Below are 19665 nucleotides of genomic sequence, written 5' to 3' on the forward strand. Positions count from 1 at the left end.
GCGCCTTTGGAAGGTCAGGCCTTATGCGAGGCCACATCGTCCGGTACAGGCTCCGTTTTGGCGACGATGTCGCTGCCCATCACGCGGGTCGAGGCCAGAGCCAGTGCCCCGAGGAAGCCCACCAGCGCAAAAGCATAGAAGCCCCACGGGTAACCGATCCCCATCGAAACCAGCATCCCGCCCGCCAGCGGTCCGAGGATCGCGCCGATCCGGCCTACACCTGCAGACATACCGATCGCCGTGGCCCGGATGCCCGGCGGGTGATTGGCGGCGGTGAAGGCATAAACCAGCACCTGCGCCGAAAACACGAAACAGCCGGTAACAAAGACAACCGGATAAAGCAGCACACCCGGCATCTTGACCGACAGCAATGCCAGAAGCACCGCGCCACAGATGAACCATGTGAAGGCCGCGGTTTTCAGGCCAATCCGGTCGCCTACCTGCCCGGCCAGCAACAGCCCGCACACGGCGCCAGCATTCAGCAGCAGCAGCAGCCACAGGCCACCCGTCAGGCTGTAGCCCGCCGAGACCATCAGCTTGGGCAACCATGTATTCAGGCCGTAGACAAGGATCAGCCCCATGAAGGACGTGACCCAGATCGCAATGGAATTGCGCAGGAAGGGCGCGCGGAAAAGCGTGCCGATGGACGCCTTCTCGACCGGCGCCTCTGCTTTGGGAGCCGCAAGCGTCAGACCATAGCGATCCGCAATCTCGCGCGCTTCGGTCATGCGGCCCTGCGACATCAGATAGGCCGGAGATTCGGGGAGGTTTTTCCACATCAGCGGCAGCAGGATAAGCCCCGGAACGGCGCCCAGCACGAACATCGCATGCCAGCTGAGATAGGGCAGGATCACCAGACCCAGAAGCGCGGTGGAGACCGCGCCCACATGATAGCCGGTCATCACGGTCGTAGAGGCCTTGCCCGCCCGCCCGCGCGAGAATTCGGTGACCATGGCGATGGCAGTGGGCAAACACCCGCCAAGCCCGACCCCCGCGAGAAAGCGGAAGAGCCCCATCTGCCAGTAGCTCCCCGAAACCGCGCAAAGCAGCGTCATCACCGAGAAGCTGCCGACCGCCCAGAGCATCGCCTTGCGCCGACCCAGCGTGTCGGTGACCACCCCGATCAGGAGCGCGCCGATGGTCATGCCGACGAGGCTGATGGTCGAGACGAACGTGGCCTGCTCCGTTGTCATCCACGGGGTCTCGCCGCCCGTCAATGTGGGGATCAACGCCCCCAGTACCACAAGATCGAACCCGTCGAGAATGACGGCGATCCAGCACAGAATGGCCACAGTGCGGATGGATGTTCCCGCAACCTTGTTTGACATGATGTCCTCCCTTATCCCCGCCTTTGGCCGAAGCCAAAGCCGGACAGGACCCTTGCCACCTCACAAGAGCCTGAAATACATGAAATAAGCCCCATGAGGGCAATTTGTTCGAAGCTATGGATGTGATCGACGCGGCAGGCCGCATGGGCCGTTCCTGCGTCGGAGCCTCCCTCTCCTCGGGATCGAGTGTTTCAGAGAAACCGGGAAAAGAAAAATAGTAAACCAGCTTATATCTATAGCTGCAGGGTTATGAATAAGCCGCCGCAGCGACGAAAGCCCGCACGAGGGCATCGTCTTTCTGTCCCGGGGCGGCCTCCACACCCGAGGACACATCCACCTGAGTGGCACCGGTTTTCTCGATGGCCAGCGCGACGTTCTCGGGGGTCAGACCACCCGCAAGCATCCACGGCTTGGACCATTTCCGATCCGCAATCAGCGTCCAGTCGAAGGAAAGCCCATTGCCACCCGGAAGATCGGCACCTTTAGGGGCCTTGGCATCGACAAGGATCTGGTCGGCGACGGCCTCATAGGCGGCGAGCTGGTCCAGATCGGCGGCGTCGGCCACACCCACGGCCTTCATCACCGGCAGGCCATAGCGCGCGCGGATTTCGGCCACGCGCGCGGGACTTTCCTTACCGTGGAGCTGGAGCATATCGAGAGGCACTTCGGCCAGAATGGCGTCCAGCTCGTCATTGGTGGCATTCACCACCAACCCGACCTTGGCCACACCCGGCTTGAGAGTAAGCGCCAGATCGCGCGCCTGCGCGATGGAAACGTTGCGGGGCGATTTGGCAAAGAACACGAAACCCGCATAGGCCGCGCCGCACTCGGCAACGGCCTGCACATGCGCGGGCCGGGTCAGCCCGCAAATTTTAACGCGCGCGGTCATAAGTTCTCAGCGCGACGCGGGAGCGCGTTCCAGAACGGCCAGGACATCATCCTGCGGACCTTCATGGCGGGTCTTCAGATGCCCCAGTTCGCGTTCAAGAGCCTTGGCCTTGCGCGCCTGCTGTGCACCGCGTGCACGGATGCGGTATTCGCGCGTCCATTCCCAGATGAAGCCGATCAGGAGACCCAGCAGAACGAAGGCGATGAGCGCCACAAAGAGCGGCACCTGAATCGACCAGTCAAAACCCAACAGCCCCGCCGTCTCTTGCGGCAACAGTCGCAACGTCACCATCTGGGTGTTCGACAGCGCCAGCACGATCAAGACGATCGCGATAATGGCAAGGACGGCATAGCGTAGGGCTCGGATCATTCTTCGGTTCCTTCCAGACCGTTCAACCGGTCGCGTAACAACTTACCGGTTTTGAAGAACGGAACATGTTTCTCGTCCACATCAACGGAATCCCCCGTGCGCGGGTTCCGTCCGGTTCGCGCATCGCGCTTCTTGACGGAGAACGCGCCGAAACCACGTAGCTCGACCCGATCACCGCGGGCCATGGCTTCGATGATTTCCTCGAAGATCGTATTCACGATCTTCTCCACGTCACGCTGGAACAAATGCGGATTTTCTTCGGCAATCTTTGCGATCAGCTCGGACCGGATCATAGGTGAATTCCCCCCTGCGAGAATTGGCGGTGCTGAACCGACTATAGGCAGAAATTCCGGCATGACAAACAGCAAAGCACTGTAATAACTACCGGATTACGATTGACGGGGGGACTTACGCGAAAAATCACCTCTCTCCATACCGTCAAATGCCTCTTCATTGTGCAAAATCACGTTTTACTAAGCCTGCTCAATAGAAAACCCCGCCCGGAGAAACCGGACGGGGCTGATGTTTTCAAAGCGCCTGAGGCGTGACGATTACTCGTCGCCCTTCAGAGCTGCGCTGAGGATGTCGCCCAGCGATGCGCCCGAATCGGACGAACCGTATTGTTCGACAGCTTCTTTTTCTTCTGCGATCTCGCGGGCTTTGATCGAGACGCCCAGACGGCGCGACTTCGAGTCCACGTTGGTCACACGCACATCGACGTGGTCACCAACTTGGAAACGCTCGGGGCGCTGGTCTGCGCGGTCGCGTGCGAGGTCCGAACGGCGGATGAAGGACTTCATGCCGTTGTATTCGCACTCGATGCCGCCATCTTCGATCGCGGTGACGGTCACGGTGATGACCGAGCCACGCTTCACGCCGTCAACGGCGTCGGAGAAGGTGTCTGCGTCCAGAGCTTTGATCGAGAGCGAGATACGCTCTTTCTCGATGTCCACTTCGGTGACAACGGCCGAAACCATGTCGCCTTTGCGGTAGTTCTGGATCGCGTCTTCGCCGCGCTGTTCCCAGCTGAGGTCGGAGAGGTGAACCATGCCGTCGATGTCGTTGTCGAGGCCGATGAACAGACCGAATTCGGTGATGTTCTTGACTTCGCCTTCGATCTGGGTGCCGACCGGATGGGTCTCAGCGAAGACTTCCCACGGGTTACGCATGGTTTGCTTGAGGCCAAGCGAAACGCGGCGCTTCTGGGTGTCGATTTCCAGAACCATGACGTCGACTTCCTGGCTCGTCGAAACGATTTTGCCGGGGTGGACGTTTTTCTTGGTCCAGGACATCTCGGAGACGTGGACCAGACCTTCGACGCCTGCTTCCAGCTCGACGAATGCACCGTAATCGGTGATGTTGGTCACGCGGCCAGCATGGACCGAACCCAGCGGGAACTTCGACTCGACCGAATCCCACGGATCGGCTTGAAGCTGCTTCATGCCGAGCGAGATGCGGTGGGTGTCTTTGTTGATCTTGACGACTTGGACCTTAACGGTCTCGCCAATCGTCAGGATCTCCGACGGGTGGTTCACACGGCGCCATGCCATGTCGGTGACGTGCAGCAGGCCGTCAACGCCGCCCAGATCAACGAACGCACCGTATTCGGTGATGTTCTTGACCACGCCTTCGACAACCTGACCTTCGGTGAGGTTCGCGATGACTTCGGCACGCTGTTCAGCACGCGATTCTTCGAGGATCGCACGGCGCGACACAACGATGTTGCCACGACGACGGTCCATTTTCAGGATTTGGAAGGGCTGCTTCAGACCCATCAGCGGGCCGGCATCGCGCACGGGGCGCACATCGACCTGAGAGCCCGGAAGGAACGCAACTGCGCCGCCCAGATCCACGGTGAAACCGCCTTTGACGCGACCGAAGATTGCGCCTTCGACGCGCTCTTCTTTTGCGTAGGCTGCTTCGAGACGATCCCAAGCTGCTTCGCGGCGAGCCTTGTCGCGCGAGATAACAGCTTCACCACGCGCGTTTTCAACGCGATCGAGGAAGACTTCGACTTCGTCGCCGACTTCGATCTGCGGAGCTTCGCCCGGGTTTGCGAATTCTTTAAGATCAACGCGGCCTTCCATTTTGTAGCCGACGTCGATGATGGCTTGGCCCGCTTCGATTGCGATGACCTTACCTTTAACAACCGAACCTTCGTTCGGGGTGTCGATTTCGAGGCTTTCGTTAAGAAGCGCTTCGAATTCGTCCATGGATGCGTTTTGCGACATGCGTTTAAAGTTTCCTTTACATCTACTATTCAGGCCTGGTGGTTGGCTCCACCGGTCTTGTCGTTGGATAGTCAAAAAGGGGCGCGATAGACTCGCCCCCCATCTCGGACGCGCTCATATAAGCGCATTTTCCTTATTAGACAAGCCTGAATACGCCCGCGCAGCGCCCGGAGGCCTTCCCGTTCAGCCGCGCAACGCCCGTTCAATATCGTGGCGCATAGTATCCGACATTGGCGCATCGGATGACCGGTAGGTATGCAGCACCTCGCCACCGCGGCCCAGAAGCACCTTGTTGAAATTCCAGTCCGGCTCGAAATCGTAGCTATCACGGAGCCATGCGTAAAACGGATGCGCGCGCTCGCCGGTCACATCGGTGATCTCGGCCATCGGCATATCCTCGATCCCGAACGCCATCACGCAATAACGCCTCACCTCGGCGTTGGTGGGGAGTTCCTGCCGGAAATTATCCGAAGGGACCGCCAGAACGATCAATCCCTCGTCATAATAGCGGTCAAGCAGGTCCTGCATTTCCTCGAACTGTCCCGCATAGCCGCAAAGCGAGGCCGTGTTGACCACCAGCACGACCTTGTCGGACCAGTCCGCCAGCCGGAACCGCTCGCCCTCGATCCCGTCGAAGGTCACATCCGGCATGGAGCTGCGGCCACTGGCCAGCACTGTCGTGACAAGCCCGACCATGATCATAAGGGCAATCACACCGGAAACAAACTTGCGCATCTAACGATCTCCTTCGACGGTTAACGCAAAAGCTCACGTTTGGTTCACTCTAATGTGATAATATTTTCACTCGCAGATATGTTTGTAACTCTTCAATTTCGGCCATGGGCCGTCATCGGCGGCATTCCGCCTATTTAGGTTGTGATTTACACCCGCCGATCCCCCTGAGGTTGCGTCTGCCCCCGCGAATGGCGGGCGCGGCGCATAGGGCCTGGTTTGCAGCACATAGCTCTGGCAGATCGCCACCGAACGGCTGGTCTCGGGATTGGCCAGATCGACGATCCAGCCTTCCTTTCGGGCATAGCCCTCGACGCTGAATTCCAGCGCACCGGACAGGTCAGTCTCCGTCGTCTCCTTGCCGAAGAGCTTGTCCTCGCCCTGCCAGTCCTGCCCGCTAAACGCCCGGATATGGTAGGATCCGGGGGGCACCAGAACGCGGAAGGGCTGGCCTGCGCGGGCATAGGCGGTCAGGACCGGATGATCGCCCCCCTCTGCCCAGAGTTCCAGATAGGCATCGCGATCGGCCGCCGTCTTGACGATCAGCGGAAAGGTGCGGGGCAGCGTGCTGTGATACTGCACCAACCCTTCGGGGCGCTGCAGATCCGCGGCCCATGAAGGGCTCACCATCAGTAAGAAAAGAAGGAATGCACGCATGACACAAGGATGGGCCATGACAGCCCATCCGGCAAGGGGGCTCAGCCGCGCTTTGCCGCGATCAGGTCAATGGCCTGCGCGACCACCTCGTCGATGCTCAGCTCGGACGTGTCCAGAAGATGCGCGTCAGGGGCCGGGCGCAAAGGCGCATCGGCGCGGTTCATGTCGCGCTCGTCGCGCTCGCGGACCTCGGCCAACACCTGCGCCTCGTCCCCGCCCACTTCCAGCCAGCGGCGATGGGCGCGCACCTCGGCTGACGCCGTCACGAACAGCTTCACCTCGGCCTGCGGACAGATCACCGTGCCGATATCGCGCCCATCGAGCACCGCCCCTTCGGCGGCCAGTGCGAAGCGGCGCTGGAAATCGACCAGAGCCACCCGCACGCTCGGCAGAGCCGCTACGCGCGAGGCCGCCTGCCCTGCGCCCAGCGTGCGCAGGTCGGGGCGCAACAGGTCCTCGGGCACCAGTTCCTCGGCGGCGCGGAACGGGTCCTGCCCCTCCGCGACCTTAGCGCCCACGGCACGATAGAGAAGTCCGGTATCCAGATGGGCAAAGCCGAAATGTTTGGACACGGCCTTGGACAACGTGCCTTTGCCGGCGGCGGCGGGGCCATCAATGGCAACGGTAAAGCTCATCTGTCAATCCCGCGTGATCTTGGCGCCAAGGCCGTTGAGCAGAGGCTCGAAGATCGGGAAAGAGGTCGCAATGGGCGAGCCGTCATCGACCGAGACCGGCTTTTGCGCCGCAAGCCCCATGATCATGAAGCTCATCGCGATCCGGTGGTCGAGATGAGTCGCAGCCACACCGCCCCCCGGCACGCCGTCCTGCCCCATGCCATGCACGATCAGCGTATCTTCATCTTCCTCGATGCTCACGCCATTGGCCTCGAGCCCGCGCGCCATCGCATCGATCCGGTCGCTTTCCTTCACGCGCAGCTCATGCACACCCTTCATCACCGTGGTGCCGGTGGCAAAGGCCGCCACCACAGAGAGCACCGGATATTCGTCGATCATCGAGGCCGCGCGCTCTTCGGGCACCTCGATGCCATGCAGCACCGAATGGCGCACACGCAGATCGGCCACCGGCTCGCCACCCTCCTCGCGCTCGTTGAGGAACTCGATATCGCCGCCCATCTCCTTGAGCGTGGTGAACAGCCCGTTGCGGGTCGGGTTCTGGCTGACGCCCGGCACCATGATATCGGAGCCCGGCACGATGAGCGCCGCACAGACCGGAAACGCCGCCGAGGACGGATCGCGCGGCACGGCCACGGTCTGCGCCACAAGCTCTGGGCGGCCCTGCAGGGTGATCTTGTGGCCTTCGGGCGTGTCCTCGACGGTCACGTCCGCGCCAAAGCCACGCAGCATGCGCTCGGTATGATCGCGGGTTGCGACCTTCTCGATCACCACGGTCTGGCCGGGCGCATTGAGCCCTGCCAAGAGCACCGCCGATTTCACCTGCGCCGAGGCCATCGGCGTTGTGTAGGTCACAGGGGCCGGATCGGCCGCGCCCACCACCGTCATCGGCAGGCGCCCGCCCTTACGGCCATAGGATTGCGCGCCAAACAGTGCGATCGGGTCGGTCACACGGCCCATCGGACGTTTGCGCAAGCTTCCATCGCCCGTGAAGGTCGCCGTGATGTCCGAAGTCGCCATACACCCCATGATGAGGCGCACACCAGTGCCCGAGTTACCGCAATCAATCACTTGCTCGGGCTCGGCGAAACCGCCCACGCCCACGCCCTGCACCGACCATTCCCCCGGACCGTGCTGGGTGACGGTGGCCCCGAAAGCCCTCATCGCCTTTGCGGTATCGAGCACATCCTCGCCCTCGAGAAGGCCGGTGATTTTCGTCTCGCCGACCGAAAGCGCGCCAAGGATCAGCGCGCGATGGCTGATCGACTTGTCGCCGGGCACCTCGGCCACACCAGAAAGCGGCCCGCATTTCTGCGAGCTCATACGGATCGGATCACCATGGCCGGACATACGGACCTCCCTTATTCTGTCGCCCCTCTGCTAGCGCATGACAGGGCGGCAGGCAACGGGTTTGGCCCCAATGTCCGCAGGCTTATTCGGCGGGCCCTAGACGGCAGGCTTGCGATAGGTCAGGTAATGCGGCTTGCGGCCCTCGCGCAGCGCCTTCTGCTCGTAGCGCGTCGAGAGCCAGTCCTCCCAGGGCGTATCCCAATCGCCCGAGACTTCCTGCGGATCGTCATAATCGAAGGCCGCAGGCACCTCGAACTCGGCCACGAAGCCCGCTTTCGGGACTTCCTGCACCGCCTGACGGACATAATCGCAGATATCAGTGGCGATACGGAACTCGGAGCCCGGCTTCAGCGCGCGGAAGAGCGGCACCAGATGCTCCTGCGTGACAAAGCGGCGGCGGTGATGGCGGGTCTTGGGCCACGGATCGGGATAGTTGAGGAAGGCTTTCGACAGGCTCGCCTCGGGCAGGATATCCATCAGATCGCGCGCATCCCCCGGGTGGACGGCCACGTTTTGCGAGCCAAGACGGCGGATCTTGCCCAAGAGCATCGCCACGCCGTTGATATAGGGCTCGCAGCCGATGATCTCGACCTCCGGATAGGTTTCGGCCATATGGATCATATGCTCGCCACCGCCAAAGCCCACCTCGAGCCAGACCGGCTTGCCATGGAAGCGCGCGGCCATGTCGATGGGCGTGCGATCGGGATTGCTGTCCCAATCCACGGCGCCCGGCGACAGCGCGCCGAGATCCTCGTCCAGATAATCCTTCTGGGCCTTGTTCAGCGTGGGACCGTGGCGGCGACCATAAAAGTTGCGCCAGCCGCGTTCGGGGTGATCCGGGGTTTTAATATCATCGCTCATGGGCGTGGCGAATAGCGCCACTTTGCCCGAGCGGTCAAGATGGAATGAGAAAGGGGGCGCAAGCGCCCCCTCTCCGGTTGTCTGCCTGCTTCGATCAGACGGCTTTCTTCAGCGCGTCGACAAGGTCGGTCTTCTCCCAGGAGAAGCCGCCATCGGCCTCCGGCGCACGGCCGAAATGGCCATAGGCGGAGGTGCGGGCATAGATCGGCTTGCACAGATCCAGATGGGTGCGGATGCCCAGAGGCGTCAGATCCATACATTGTGCAACCGCGCGCTCGATGGCCTCGTCATCAACCTGACCGGTGCCGAAAGTATCGACATAGACCGAAAGCGGCTTGGCCACACCGATCGCATAGCTGAGCTGGATCGTGCATTTCCGCGCAAGCCCCGCAGCCACCACGTTTTTCGCCAGATAGCGCGCGGCATAGGCGGCCGAACGATCCACCTTGGTCGGATCTTTCCCCGAGAAGGCACCGCCGCCATGGGGTGCGGCACCGCCATAGGTATCGACGATGATCTTGCGGCCCGTCAGACCCGCATCGCCATCCGGACCGCCGATCACGAAGGTGCCGGTCGGGTTGACCCACCATTCGGTCTCGGGCGTGATCCAGCCCGAGGGCAGGACTTCGCGGATATAGGGCTCGACGATGGCACGGATGTCATCCGAGGTTTGGCTCTCGCTCTCGTGCTGGGTCGAGAGCACGATCGAGGTCACGCCCACCGGCTTGCCATTCTCATAGCGCACCGAAAGCTGCGATTTGGCATCGGGGCGCAAGGTCGGTTCGGCGCCCGATTTGCGCGCCTCGGCCAGACGGCGCAGGATCGCGTGGCTGTAATGGATCGGCGCGGGCATCAGCTCGGGGGTCTCGTCGACCGCATGGCCGAACATGATCCCCTGATCGCCGGCCCCGTCCTTATCCACGCCCTGCGCGATATGCGCCGATTGCGGATGCAGGAAATTGGCGACTTTCAGAGTGGCCCAGTGGAACTCGTCCTGTTCATAGCCGATGTCTTTCACGCAATCGCGCACGAGACCATCGACCTTTTCCATATAGAGCGCCAGTTTGGCTTTGTCGGTCAGACCGACCTCGCCGCCAACCACGATCTGGTTGGTGGTTGCGAAGGTTTCGCAGGCGACCCGGGCGTTTTTCTCTTCGGAAAGGAAAGCGTCGAGGATGGCATCGGAAATGCGATCGCAGACTTTATCCGGGTGGCCTTCGGAGACCGACTCGGACGTGAAAATATAGTTCTTACGTGTCATGAAAGACGTGCTCCGTTGGTTATATCCCCGTCACGCCAGGAAGCCGTTGTGACGGTTCGATACTTGTTGCCTAGACCTCCACACGAGGCCGGTCAACGGTATTTAGGGCAAAAAGGCTTAAGACCAGTAAAGATATGAGCATAGCTGCTATGACGGGCCAGTCTCCGGTCCGGGCATAAAGGGTTTCCGGCAGGGCCTGCGGCACCGGAAGATCCAGATGGCCTTGCGTGTTCATCCCGATCCTTGCCACCAAACGGCCGTATGGGTCGATCATCCCCGAAATGCCGGTATTGGCGGCGCGGGCCAGTGGCAGGCCGAATTCGATGGCGCGCATCTGCGACAGGCTCAGGTGCTGGCGCGGGCCGGAGAGCTGGCCGAACCATGCGTCATTGGTGACCTGCATGATCCAGTCGGGGCGCGAGGGCGCGCGGCGGATATCTTGCGGGAAGACCGCCTCGTAGCAGATCAGCGGCTGGACCTTGCCTGCCATCCCCAGATCGAGCACCGTCTCGGCTGTTCCCGCCGAGTAGCCATTGCCTTGCTGTGCGGCAAAGGCGCCGATCCCGATCTTGCCCAAAGCGTCTCCGAAGGGGATATATTCCCCGAAAGGCACCAGATGGACCTTGTCATAAAGCGCCGTGACCTGCGCGTTTTTATCGAGCACTGCCAGAGAGTTGTAATAGCGATCTCCCTCGCTGCGCTGGATGCCCAGAGCAATCGGCACGCCCTGCCCCGATTGCGCGATCACATTGAGCCCATCGCCCGCCCAGTTGAGCAGGAAAGGCACCGAGGTTTCGGGCCAGATAATGAGATCGAGCGGCGTTTTGGCGGGGGCGGAGGACTGGTCCAGCAGGCGTTTGAAGAACATATCGCGATATTGCGGCAGCCATTTCAGCTTCTGCTCGGCATTGGGCTGGACAATGCGGATCTCGACAGGTTTGACCGGATAGGCCACGGGCGCCGCCAGCCGCGCCTGTCCCCAAAGCCAGACCCCCGCGCCCCCTGCCCACAGGACCACCCCCGCCACAAGGGCGCGTTTGCCGGTAAAGGCCAGAGTGACCGCCAGAAGCAGGGTCAGACAGCTGAGCCCTAGCTGGCCGGTGACCGAGGCCAGCTGCGCCACCGGTGTGCCAATCCAGATATGACCGAAAAGCACCCAGGGGAAACCGGTAAAGGCATAGCTGCGGATGGCATCGGTCAGAACGAGCCCCAGCGCGATACCGAGCGCACGCGTTACAGGCCCGCGCCCCAGACGCGCGCCAAGCCCCGCCCCCGCGGCCCAGAACGCGCCAAAGCCCGCGCCCATCAGCAGGAGCGCAAAAGGCGCCATCCAGCCGTAGATCTCGGGTTCGACAAAGAACGGCTCGGTGATCCAGTACATCGACACAAAGGTATGCCCCATACCCGCCATGAAGGCGCACCATGCGATATGGGCGGGACGCATGCGCGCGGTAAAGCGGATGAAGAGCCCAAGCGCGAGGATCGCCACGGGCCAGAGGCTCACGGGCACCTGTCCCAGACCGATTGCGCCCCCCGCCAGAAGCGAGAGGCCCAAAACTTTCCAGACCGGTCGGGTCGGAGATTTCAAGAAACCGGGAATACGCAAGAAATCCTGACCTTACCTGACGCTCTTAACGTAGTCTTACTCTGCCGGAGCGACCCCGGGCAAGCGTACTCGCAGACGTTTGATCCGCCGAGGATCGGCATCGAGCACCTCGAATTCGATCCCGTTCTCGGCCACGATCACCTCGCCGCGCGCGGGGACACGTCCGATCTGCATAAAGACCACCCCCCCCACAGAGTCGATCTCGTGTTCCTCTTCGGGATCTGCGAGCATGTGCCCGATCTCGGCTTCGAAATCGCTCAGCGGCGCACGGGCCAGCACGACCCACTGGCCGGGCTTTTCCTGCCGCCAAAGACCACCCTCGACCTCGTCATGCTCGTCCTCGATCTCGCCGATGACCTGCTCGATGAGGTCTTCCAACGTCAGAAGACCATCGACCCCGCCGTATTCATCAATGACGAGAGCCATGTGGATGCGCTGCACCTGCATCTTCTGCAAGAGCACGCCAATCGGCATAGATGGCGGCACATAAAGCAGCGGACGCATGAGATCCTGCATCACGAGCTGGTCCGGCTTGTGGTCGTTGAACCCGTATTGTAGCGCAAGATCCTTGAGGTGGATCAAGCCGAGCGGCTGATCCAGAGTCTCGTGGAAAACCGGCAAACGGGAATATCCGTGTTCACGGAAGACATCGACCAGTTCAGCGGGCGAGACATCGTCCGGAACCGCCACGATTTCCACCTTCGGAATGGAAATCTCGCCCACTCGCATGCGGCGGAGATTGCCCAAGCCCGGTGGGGCGTTCGGCGAGCTCGGCTCGGGGTCTTCGTTGGCCGGGTCTTCCACCCCGCCATTGGTCCCGAATAAGCGTCCAAGAAATCCCCGCGATCGGGGTTCGGAATTGTCTCCCGCTTCCTCTTCGGAAGCCGGGCTCTCGGCGGAGAGAGCTCCGTCAGCAGCCTGTCCCATTTGTCCTTTCCAGCGTTACACCGCGCAAGGCGGCCTCAATAGTCATATGGGTTCGCGATACCCTGCTTTTCAAGGATGCGGATTTCCAACGCCTCCATCAAGCCTGCATCGCCGTCCCTCACGTGATCGTAGCCCAAAAGATGCAAGATCCCGTGAATAATTAAATGGAGAATATGATCCTTGGCGGATTTTTGCTGTTCTGTGGCCTCGCGGATGCAGGTTTCGTAGGCAAGGGCCAGATCGCCAAGCGTGATCGCCCCGAACATATCGGGCTCGGGCAGCGCGGGCACCTCGCCATCTTCCTCCGCGCCACGCTCCTCGGCAGGCCAGCTGAGCACGTTGGTGGCCTTGTCCTTCTCGCGGAATTCGGCGTTCAGTTCCCGGATCCGCGCATCATCACAGCCCAACACCGACAGCTCGCACAGATCGGCCTCCAGTCCCAATGCCTCGCAGACCAGCGCCCCTGCCGTCTTGCACAGCGCCTCAAGCTCCAGGTCCGCCCAGCGGGAATCGTCAATATCAATATCGATCTGCATGTTCGATCGCTACAATGCGGCCTGCCCAGCGGCAAGGGATTTCGGCAGTGACCGCAGTTCCGGCCGATATGGCGGGCGCCAGACAGCCGGGCTCAGGCACTTTCACGCCGCACGATCCGGAATCCCAGATCGTTACAGGGCGCAGCGACCTCCTCGTCGCGTAGCCGCGCCAGAAGCGCATCCGCAGCGACCCGCCCCAATGCAGGCCGATCCACACGCACTGTCGTGAGTGAAGGCACGAGATGTTCTGCGAAATCCTGATCGCCAAAGCCCATCACAGCCAGATCCTCGGGAACTTTCAATCCACGCTTGCGGGCCTCGATCATCACCCCATGCGCCAGCATGTCAGACGAACAGGCGATGAGCCCGCCTTCGAAGCCATGCTCGTCGATCAGCCTGCGCAGGGAATCCCGCCCGCCGGCCAAGGATGCGGTGGCGGCCCATGTGACCGAGGGCACGTCCTGTCCGGTCAACTCGGCATAGCGCTTGGAAAAGGCCGCGCGACGGCGTTGGGCGCGCTCGTCATTGGCAGAGACCGTCGCGACCCTGTCATAGCCCTCCTGCACCGCGAATTCGGCCATAGCGCGTCCGGCCTCGCTATGGCTGAAGCCCACGCAGAGATCGATCGGCGTATCGGTCAGATCCCAGACCTCCACCACCGGAATATCGGCGCTCAGGAGCATTTTGCGGGTCTGGGGGGTATGATGTATGCCGGTCAGATAGATAGCATCGGGACGGCGCGAAAGGTGGGTGGCCACCAGCTTCTCCTCGTCCTGAGCCGAGAAACCGGTCTCGGACAGCAGGATCTCGTATCCCTGTTCGCGCATGATCTGGCTGAAACCCTGCACCATCGCGGCATGCACGACATTGGTGATCGAGGGCACGATGGCCGAGATCAGATGCGATTTTTGCGAGGCCAGCGCACCAGCGACGGCATTGGGCACAAAGCCCGTCATCTCGATCGCCTCGCGGATGCGTGCCATCGTCTCGGGGGACACTTTCGACGGGTCCGAGAGTGCACGCGACACGGTCACTTGCGAAACCCCCGCCAGCTTGCCGATGGTGGTCATGGTCACGCGCGCCCCGGATTTCCGACCCGCGGCGCGCTTTTTTACTGTGTCAGGCTCTTTATCCATACCGGCTATATTCCTACGCGGAGAAGAGCGCTGCAATGGGGATCAGTGATCCTTGTTCTCGAGTTCGGCTTTCTTCTTGGATGCGGAGCGGTTGAGCCACACCGAGCCTGCAATCGAGCCGATAATCATCAACCAGAGCACAACCGCAATCGGGCTTTTGGTGAAGAAGATCGTCACATCGCCAAAGCTCTCGAGCGTCTTGACGAAATAGACCTCTGCCGACGGACCGAGGATGAAGCCGATGATGAACGGAGCCACCTCCAGTTTGAGCCGGGACATCAGCCAGCCGAAGATGCCGAAGATCAGCAGCGTCCAGACGTCGAACATGATGCCGTAATTGATGGTATAGGCGCCCACCACGCACATCATCAGGATGATCGGGAACAGGATATGTTTCGGGATCATCACGACTTTTGCGAAATAGCGGATCGCGAAATACATCATCACGAACATCGCGATATTGGCAATGAGCATTGCCCAGATGATCGCATCCCATGTCTGGGGGTTGTTGCCGATAAAGAGCGGCCCGACCTGAATGCCCTGCAGCGTGAAGGCACCGATCAGCAGCGCGGTCGTGCTGTCACCGGGGATCCCGAGCGACAGGAGCGGCACCAGAGCCCCGCCGGTGAGGCCGTTATTACCCGATTCGGAAGCGATCACACCCGCAGGCTCGCCCTTGCCGAAACGCTCGGGATGCTTCGAGAAGGTCTTGGCGTTGGAATAACTCAGGATCGAGGCCGCAGATCCGCCGACACCGGGAAGAATGCCAACGAAGGTCCCGATACATCCCGACCGGATCAGGTTGATCCACTGACCATTGAACACCTTGAGCGAGAACCGCTCGCGCTTGCCTACATCGACATTGCTGCCCTTGAGGCCCGGCGGCACACCGATCTGCGCCTCCTCGAGGATCGCTGCCAGACCGAACAGCCCGATCAGCACGGGCAGGAGCGAGAAGCCGTCTTGAAGCCAGTATTCTGTGCCCGGCGGGATCAGGCGCCAGTGGCCATTGCCACCATTGGTCACGTCATAGGTGCCGATCAACGAGATGAAGATGCCCAGAACGCCCGAGAAGATGCCCATCAGCATATCCGAGCTGAGCGCGGCCATCACGGTTAGCGCGAAGAAGATGATCAGGAACTTCTCGACATAGGAGAATTTGATCGCGAAATTCGCAAGTGTCGGGGCGAAGAAGTTGAGGATCACAAGCGAGACGAGACCGCCCACCAGCGAAGCGCAGATCCCGATCTTCAGCGCTTTTTCCGCATGTCCCTGCTGGGCCATCGGATAACCGTCGAGCGTTGTCGTAATCGAGGAAGGTGTGCCGGGGATGCCAAGTAGGATGGCAGGCACCAGACCGCCCGAAATACCCCCCACATAGAGCCCCAGAAGGAGCGCCATACCGTTATTGAGGCCGAGCGAATAGGTGATCGGCAGGCAGACGGCCACCGCCATGGTTGCCGTCATACCGGGGATGGACCCGAAGATGATCCCCACAAACACGCCGCCCAGGATCAGCAGGACGAAGAGCGGGGTAAGAAACTGGAATATATCCGACATTTATGCCTCCAGAACTCAGGGCAGCGTCAGGAAGAAGAGATTGGTGAAAAGCCACCAGACGATGGTCGGGGCCAGCACGGCCACGATCAGCACGGGGATCATGGGGCGCAGCGAACGGTCATGCATGAACAACAGACCGGTAAGCGCGACATAGGGGATCGAACAGAGCAGGAAGCCAAGCCCCGTATTCGGCCACAGATTTCCCACCGGAACCATGGTCGAGAAATAGATCACCGTCAGGACAATCGTGCCCAAAAAGCGGAACTTGTCCATCGAGCAGGCGATCCGGCGCCAGTAGGTTCCCGACGCCAGAATGGCCTTGTGATCACGGATCACGATCGCCAGCCCCAGAAGGCCGAGAATGATCCCGATGAGCGTCGGAAAGATCAGATGCGATGTTTCGAAGTTGATTTTGACATGTGTCAGGTCGCCCATGAGAACCTCCTAATCCCGATAGCCTGTCGCCTGCGCGACCAGTGCCCAAGCGACACGAAAGGAACCGGACCCCTCCATGAAGGATCCGGTCGATGCAGCACGGAAAGGCTCAGTTCGAGATGTCGTTGATGACTTTACCGTAAAGCTCGCGCTTCTTCTCGAGTTCTTCACGCGCTTGCGCGGAGGGCTTGAAATCGGGGATGAAGAAGGCTTCGGTTTCTTTCTTCTGCAGCTCGCCCTCGTCGTAGATCTCCTTGAGCGCCGCATCGATGGCATCGATCATCGCCGGATCGGTGTCTTTGTTGTAAATGAAGAAGAACTCCTTGTCGAAGATGAAGTCCTCGTTCTCGTTGAGCGGCACATGCGTCTGGGGCGAGGCATATTTGAGCATGTCGTCACGGGTCAGCTTGCCCATCCCTTCTTCGGGCGCCTGCGCCAGCGTGTCGGGCGCGGAGGTCAGCCAGATGAAGCGCATGGCTTTCTGGTCATCGGCGGGCAGCTGGGTGAACTGCTCGTTCGACTGGATCGAGCCATTGATCACATCCGCAAGACCATCCCACATTGCCTGATTCTTGTCCGACTGCGAACCCGTGTTGACCGCGACGATATTATCGCCCGCGCCCGCCTTCATCACATTGGCTGCGTTCTTCATAGCCGAGAAGCCCAGCTCGGATACACCACCCGGCTGGATCGCCACACGGATACGGGTGCCATCGACGGCCGCTTTCAGGATATCATCCATGCTCTGATAGGGCGAATTCTTCGCCACGAGATAGGCGTTGGCGGGGTTGATCGCCACGGTCGGGCCGATAGCGAAATGGGTGAAGGGATTGACGAACCCCTGACCTTTATAAAGCTCTCCCAGATAGGCGAAGTCGTGGAACATCATGATGGTGGTGCCACGCTTGTCGCGCTCCAGGGCCTTGAAGGCCGCCGTTGCGCCCACGGCGTCAACCTTGACGTTCACACCCAGCTTTTCTGACAGGGCATCCGCGACCATTGCCGAGATCTGATAGGTATCGCCGCCCGTCGATTTCGAGCCGATCACCATGCGGATATTCTTCGGCAGGTTCTGCGCCGATGCGATGATCGGCTGGGTCAGCAGGGCCGTCGCGCTCAGCGCGCCGATCATCAGTCTGCGTGTCAGTTTCATATAATCCTCCCAGACCGCGTCATGGCGGCCCTCTCCGGTTTGATCTTTTCCAGTTGGGCGACCTGCCGGTCTCCTCAGGCGGCAGGTTCGAGCGTATGTATACGCATACATATAGCTTCATCATATTTTCCCCCATCCTGTCAAGCATCAGAATCCAGCAATCTATCTGTGAATAAATTATCGCCCAAATTGATTGACATCGTCAAATGTATGCGCATACATAACCTCAAATAGGAGGATTGGAGGATACTCATGTCGACTCGTAAAAAGTCACCGGATGACCTACGTTCGTCGCGCTGGTTCGGGCCGGACGATCTGCGCAGCTTTGGCCACCGTTCGCGGATGATGCAGCTGGGCTACTCGGAGGAGGAGTTTCGCGGCAAGCCCATCATCGGCATTCTGAACACCTGGTCCGAGCTGAATTCCTGCCACTCGCATTTCAAGGAACGCGTGGTGGATGTGAAACGCGGCGTGCTGCAGGCGGGCGGGTTCCCCGTCGAGATGCCCTCGCTCTCGGTGGACGAATCGTTCAACAAACCGACCTCGATGCTCTATCGCAACCTTCTGGCCATCGAGACCGAGGAGCAGATCCGCGCGCATCCGCTTGATGGCGTCGTGCTGATGGGCGGCTGTGATAAAACCACGCCCGGCCTCGTGATGGGCGCCATCACCGCAGGTGTGCCGATGATCTATCTGCCCGCCGGCCCCATGCTGCGCGGCAATTACGCGGGCAAGATCCTGGGCTCCGGTTCGGATGCATGGAAATACTGGGACGAGCGCCGCGCCGGCAATATCTCGGATCAGGAATGGCTCGGCATTCAGGGTGGCATTGCGCGCTCGGCCGGGACCTGCATGACCATGGGCACCGCCTCGACCATGACGGCGATCACCGATGCGATGGGCCTCACCTTGCCCGGCGCCTCTTCCATTCCGGCGGTCGATTCCAATCACCAGCGCATGGGGGCCGATTGTGGGCGCCGCATCGTGGACATGGTCTGGGAAGACCTGACGCCCGACCAGATCATCACCGAAGGGTCCGTACGCAACGCAGCCATCATCGCAATGGCCACCGGCTGCTCGACCAATGCCGTGGTGCACCTGATCGCGATGGCGCGCCGCGCGGGCGTCGATCTGACGCTCGACGATCTGGATGCGCTGGGGCGGAACACGCCGCTCATCGCCAATGTCCGCCCCTCGGGCAAGGACTATCTGATGGAAGATTTCTTCTATGCCGGCGGTCTGCGCGCATTGATGAAACAGATGGAGGACCGTCTCGACTGCTCGGCCATGACCGTCACCGGCAAGACGATGGGCGAGAACCTCGAGGGCGCGCAGGTCTATAATGACGATGTGATCCGTCCGCTGTCGAACCCCGTCTACAAAGAAGGCTCGCTGGCCGTCCTGCGCGGCAATCTCTGCCCGGATGGTGCGGTGATCAAGCCCGCGGCCTGCGATCCGAAATATTATCACCATGAAGGTCCGGCGCTGGTCTTCGACAGCTATCCCGAAATGAAGAAAGCCGTCGATGACGAGAACCTCGAGGTGACCCCCGAAACGGTCATGGTGCTGCGCAATGCAGGCCCTCTGGGCGGACCGGGCTTCCCCGAATGGGGCATGCTGCCGATCCCCAAGGCGCTGATCAAACAGGGCCACCGCGATATGCTGCGGATCTCGGATGCGCGGATGTCGGGCACCTCCTATGGCGCCTGCGTGCTGCATGTGGCGCCCGAATCCTATGTCGGCGGTCCGTTGGCGCTTCTGAAGACCGGCGATATCGTGCGGATGGATCTGGAGAACCGCCGCCTCGATATGCTGGTGGACGAGGAAGAGATCGCCCGCCGCCGTGCCGAATGGACCCCGCCCGCTCCCCGCTACGAGCGCGGTTATGGCTATATGTTCTCCAAACATGTGACCCAGGCCGATAAGGGCTGCGATTTCGACTATCTGCAACGCGATTTCGGTGCCAACGCGCCCGAGCCGGATATCTTCTGAGGAGTCACCC

At 60.9% G+C, this 19665-nt stretch carries 19 protein-coding genes and 1 riboswitch; of the genes, 1 reads left to right on the top strand and 18 read right to left on the bottom strand.

The window, feature by feature from the left end; all coding sequences use genetic code 11:
- Positions 1 to 14 precede the first annotated feature (14 nt).
- From VSX56_RS05940 to VSX56_RS06025, 18 genes are all read right to left on the bottom strand, one after another.
- A complete protein-coding gene (locus VSX56_RS05940; protein ID WP_339115007.1) occupies positions 15 to 1328 on the bottom strand; it encodes an MFS transporter in 1314 nt (437 codons plus the stop codon).
- A 247-nt stretch (positions 1329 to 1575) separates the two neighbouring features.
- Entirely contained in the window at positions 1576 to 2217 is a 642-nt protein-coding gene (locus VSX56_RS05945; RefSeq protein WP_350935570.1) for a phosphoribosylanthranilate isomerase, read from the bottom strand.
- A 6-nt stretch (positions 2218 to 2223) separates the two neighbouring features.
- Positions 2224 to 2586, bottom strand: coding sequence for a LapA family protein (locus tag VSX56_RS05950; RefSeq protein WP_339115005.1), 363 nt, complete (start codon positions 2584 to 2586; stop codon positions 2224 to 2226).
- Positions 2583 to 2879: an integration host factor subunit beta gene (ihfB, locus tag VSX56_RS05955; RefSeq protein WP_339115004.1), complete on the bottom strand. Its 297-nt coding sequence runs from the start codon at positions 2877 to 2879 to the stop codon at positions 2583 to 2585. Before ihfB ends, VSX56_RS05950 begins: the two co-directional genes overlap by 4 nt.
- A gap of 258 nt (positions 2880 to 3137) precedes the next feature.
- On the bottom strand, positions 3138 to 4817 hold the full coding sequence (gene rpsA / locus VSX56_RS05960; RefSeq protein ID WP_339115003.1) for a 30S ribosomal protein S1: 1680 nt from the start codon (positions 4815 to 4817) through the stop codon (positions 3138 to 3140).
- A 183-nt stretch (positions 4818 to 5000) separates the two neighbouring features.
- Entirely contained in the window at positions 5001 to 5552 is a 552-nt protein-coding gene (locus VSX56_RS05965; RefSeq protein ID WP_339115002.1) for a glutathione peroxidase, read from the bottom strand.
- Between the two features lie 66 nt (positions 5553 to 5618).
- Positions 5619 to 6224 carry a hypothetical protein gene (locus VSX56_RS05970; RefSeq protein ID WP_350935574.1) on the bottom strand — a complete coding sequence of 202 codons (606 nt, stop codon included), beginning with the start codon at positions 6222 to 6224 and terminating at the stop codon, positions 5619 to 5621.
- Between the two features lie 23 nt (positions 6225 to 6247).
- On the bottom strand, positions 6248 to 6841 hold the full coding sequence (locus VSX56_RS05975; RefSeq protein WP_350935576.1) for a (d)CMP kinase: 594 nt from the start codon (positions 6839 to 6841) through the stop codon (positions 6248 to 6250).
- Positions 6842 to 6844: 3 nt separating this feature from the next.
- Complete coding sequence (aroA, locus tag VSX56_RS05980) at positions 6845 to 8188, bottom strand: 3-phosphoshikimate 1-carboxyvinyltransferase (RefSeq protein WP_350935578.1); 1344 nt, start codon at positions 8186 to 8188, stop codon at positions 6845 to 6847.
- 96 nt (positions 8189 to 8284) lie between these two features.
- Positions 8285 to 9049, bottom strand: coding sequence for a tRNA (guanine(46)-N(7))-methyltransferase TrmB (gene trmB / locus VSX56_RS05985; protein WP_350935581.1), 765 nt, complete (start codon positions 9047 to 9049; stop codon positions 8285 to 8287).
- A gap of 94 nt (positions 9050 to 9143) precedes the next feature.
- Positions 9144 to 10310, bottom strand: a complete 1167-nt coding sequence (gene metK, locus VSX56_RS05990) for a methionine adenosyltransferase (protein WP_339114997.1) — start codon at positions 10308 to 10310, stop codon at positions 9144 to 9146.
- A gap of 8 nt (positions 10311 to 10318) precedes the next feature.
- Positions 10319 to 10368: riboswitch (SAM-SAH riboswitch) on the bottom strand.
- Positions 10369 to 10380: 12 nt separating this feature from the next.
- Complete coding sequence (gene lnt, locus VSX56_RS05995; protein WP_350935583.1) at positions 10381 to 11916, bottom strand: apolipoprotein N-acyltransferase; 1536 nt, start codon at positions 11914 to 11916, stop codon at positions 10381 to 10383.
- A gap of 36 nt (positions 11917 to 11952) precedes the next feature.
- Complete coding sequence (locus VSX56_RS06000) at positions 11953 to 12843, bottom strand: hemolysin family protein (RefSeq protein WP_350935585.1); 891 nt, start codon at positions 12841 to 12843, stop codon at positions 11953 to 11955.
- Positions 12844 to 12878: 35 nt separating this feature from the next.
- Positions 12879 to 13379: an rRNA maturation RNase YbeY gene (gene ybeY, locus VSX56_RS06005; protein WP_339114994.1), complete on the bottom strand. Its 501-nt coding sequence runs from the start codon at positions 13377 to 13379 to the stop codon at positions 12879 to 12881.
- Positions 13380 to 13471: 92 nt separating this feature from the next.
- Positions 13472 to 14449 (bottom strand): LacI family DNA-binding transcriptional regulator, encoded by a 978-nt coding sequence (locus VSX56_RS06010; protein ID WP_349295839.1) that lies wholly within the window; start codon positions 14447 to 14449, stop codon positions 13472 to 13474.
- 108 nt (positions 14450 to 14557) lie between these two features.
- The gene (locus tag VSX56_RS06015; protein WP_350935588.1) at positions 14558 to 16075 is read right to left on the bottom strand and encodes a tripartite tricarboxylate transporter permease; all 1518 of its coding nucleotides are present in this window, start codon (positions 16073 to 16075) and stop codon (positions 14558 to 14560) included.
- 15 nt (positions 16076 to 16090) lie between these two features.
- Positions 16091 to 16510, bottom strand: a complete 420-nt coding sequence (locus tag VSX56_RS06020; RefSeq protein ID WP_339114991.1) for a tripartite tricarboxylate transporter TctB family protein — start codon at positions 16508 to 16510, stop codon at positions 16091 to 16093.
- Positions 16511 to 16619: 109 nt separating this feature from the next.
- Positions 16620 to 17663, bottom strand: a complete 1044-nt coding sequence (locus VSX56_RS06025) for a hypothetical protein (protein WP_339114990.1) — start codon at positions 17661 to 17663, stop codon at positions 16620 to 16622.
- Between the two features lie 252 nt (positions 17664 to 17915).
- Between VSX56_RS06025 and araD the strand changes: the two genes are divergently transcribed.
- Complete coding sequence (araD, locus tag VSX56_RS06030; RefSeq protein ID WP_350935592.1) at positions 17916 to 19655, top strand: L-arabinonate dehydratase; 1740 nt, start codon at positions 17916 to 17918, stop codon at positions 19653 to 19655.
- The last annotated feature ends 10 nt before the right edge of the window (positions 19656 to 19665 follow it).

Source organism: Thioclava kandeliae (genome assembly GCF_040297545.1).
Classification (GTDB): domain Bacteria; phylum Pseudomonadota; class Alphaproteobacteria; order Rhodobacterales; family Rhodobacteraceae; genus Thioclava; species Thioclava kandeliae.

Coding starts and splice junctions, on each gene's coding strand:
- VSX56_RS05940 (WP_339115007.1), bottom strand. CDS start 1,328: ATGTCAAACAAGGTTGCGGGAACATCCATCCGCACTGTGGCCATTCTG.
- VSX56_RS05945 (WP_350935570.1), bottom strand. CDS start 2,217: ATGACCGCGCGCGTTAAAATTTGCGGGCTGACCCGGCCCGCGCATGTG.
- VSX56_RS05950 (WP_339115005.1), bottom strand. CDS start 2,586: ATGATCCGAGCCCTACGCTATGCCGTCCTTGCCATTATCGCGATCGTC.
- ihfB (WP_339115004.1), bottom strand. CDS start 2,879: ATGATCCGGTCCGAGCTGATCGCAAAGATTGCCGAAGAAAATCCGCAT.
- rpsA (WP_339115003.1), bottom strand. CDS start 4,817: ATGTCGCAAAACGCATCCATGGACGAATTCGAAGCGCTTCTTAACGAA.
- VSX56_RS05965 (WP_339115002.1), bottom strand. CDS start 5,552: ATGCGCAAGTTTGTTTCCGGTGTGATTGCCCTTATGATCATGGTCGGG.
- VSX56_RS05970 (WP_350935574.1), bottom strand. CDS start 6,224: ATGGCCCATCCTTGTGTCATGCGTGCATTCCTTCTTTTCTTACTGATG.
- VSX56_RS05975 (WP_350935576.1), bottom strand. CDS start 6,841: ATGAGCTTTACCGTTGCCATTGATGGCCCCGCCGCCGCCGGCAAAGGC.
- aroA (WP_350935578.1), bottom strand. CDS start 8,188: ATGTCCGGCCATGGTGATCCGATCCGTATGAGCTCGCAGAAATGCGGG.
- trmB (WP_350935581.1), bottom strand. CDS start 9,049: ATGAGCGATGATATTAAAACCCCGGATCACCCCGAACGCGGCTGGCGC.
- metK (WP_339114997.1), bottom strand. CDS start 10,310: ATGACACGTAAGAACTATATTTTCACGTCCGAGTCGGTCTCCGAAGGC.
- VSX56_RS06000 (WP_350935585.1), bottom strand. CDS start 12,843: ATGGGACAGGCTGCTGACGGAGCTCTCTCCGCCGAGAGCCCGGCTTCC.
- ybeY (WP_339114994.1), bottom strand. CDS start 13,379: ATGCAGATCGATATTGATATTGACGATTCCCGCTGGGCGGACCTGGAG.
- VSX56_RS06010 (WP_349295839.1), bottom strand. CDS start 14,449: ATGACCACCATCGGCAAGCTGGCGGGGGTTTCGCAAGTGACCGTGTCG.
- VSX56_RS06015 (WP_350935588.1), bottom strand. CDS start 16,075: ATGTCGGATATATTCCAGTTTCTTACCCCGCTCTTCGTCCTGCTGATC.
- VSX56_RS06020 (WP_339114991.1), bottom strand. CDS start 16,510: ATGGGCGACCTGACACATGTCAAAATCAACTTCGAAACATCGCATCTG.
- VSX56_RS06025 (WP_339114990.1), bottom strand. CDS start 17,663: ATGAAACTGACACGCAGACTGATGATCGGCGCGCTGAGCGCGACGGCC.
- araD (WP_350935592.1), top strand. CDS start 17,916: ATGTCGACTCGTAAAAAGTCACCGGATGACCTACGTTCGTCGCGCTGG.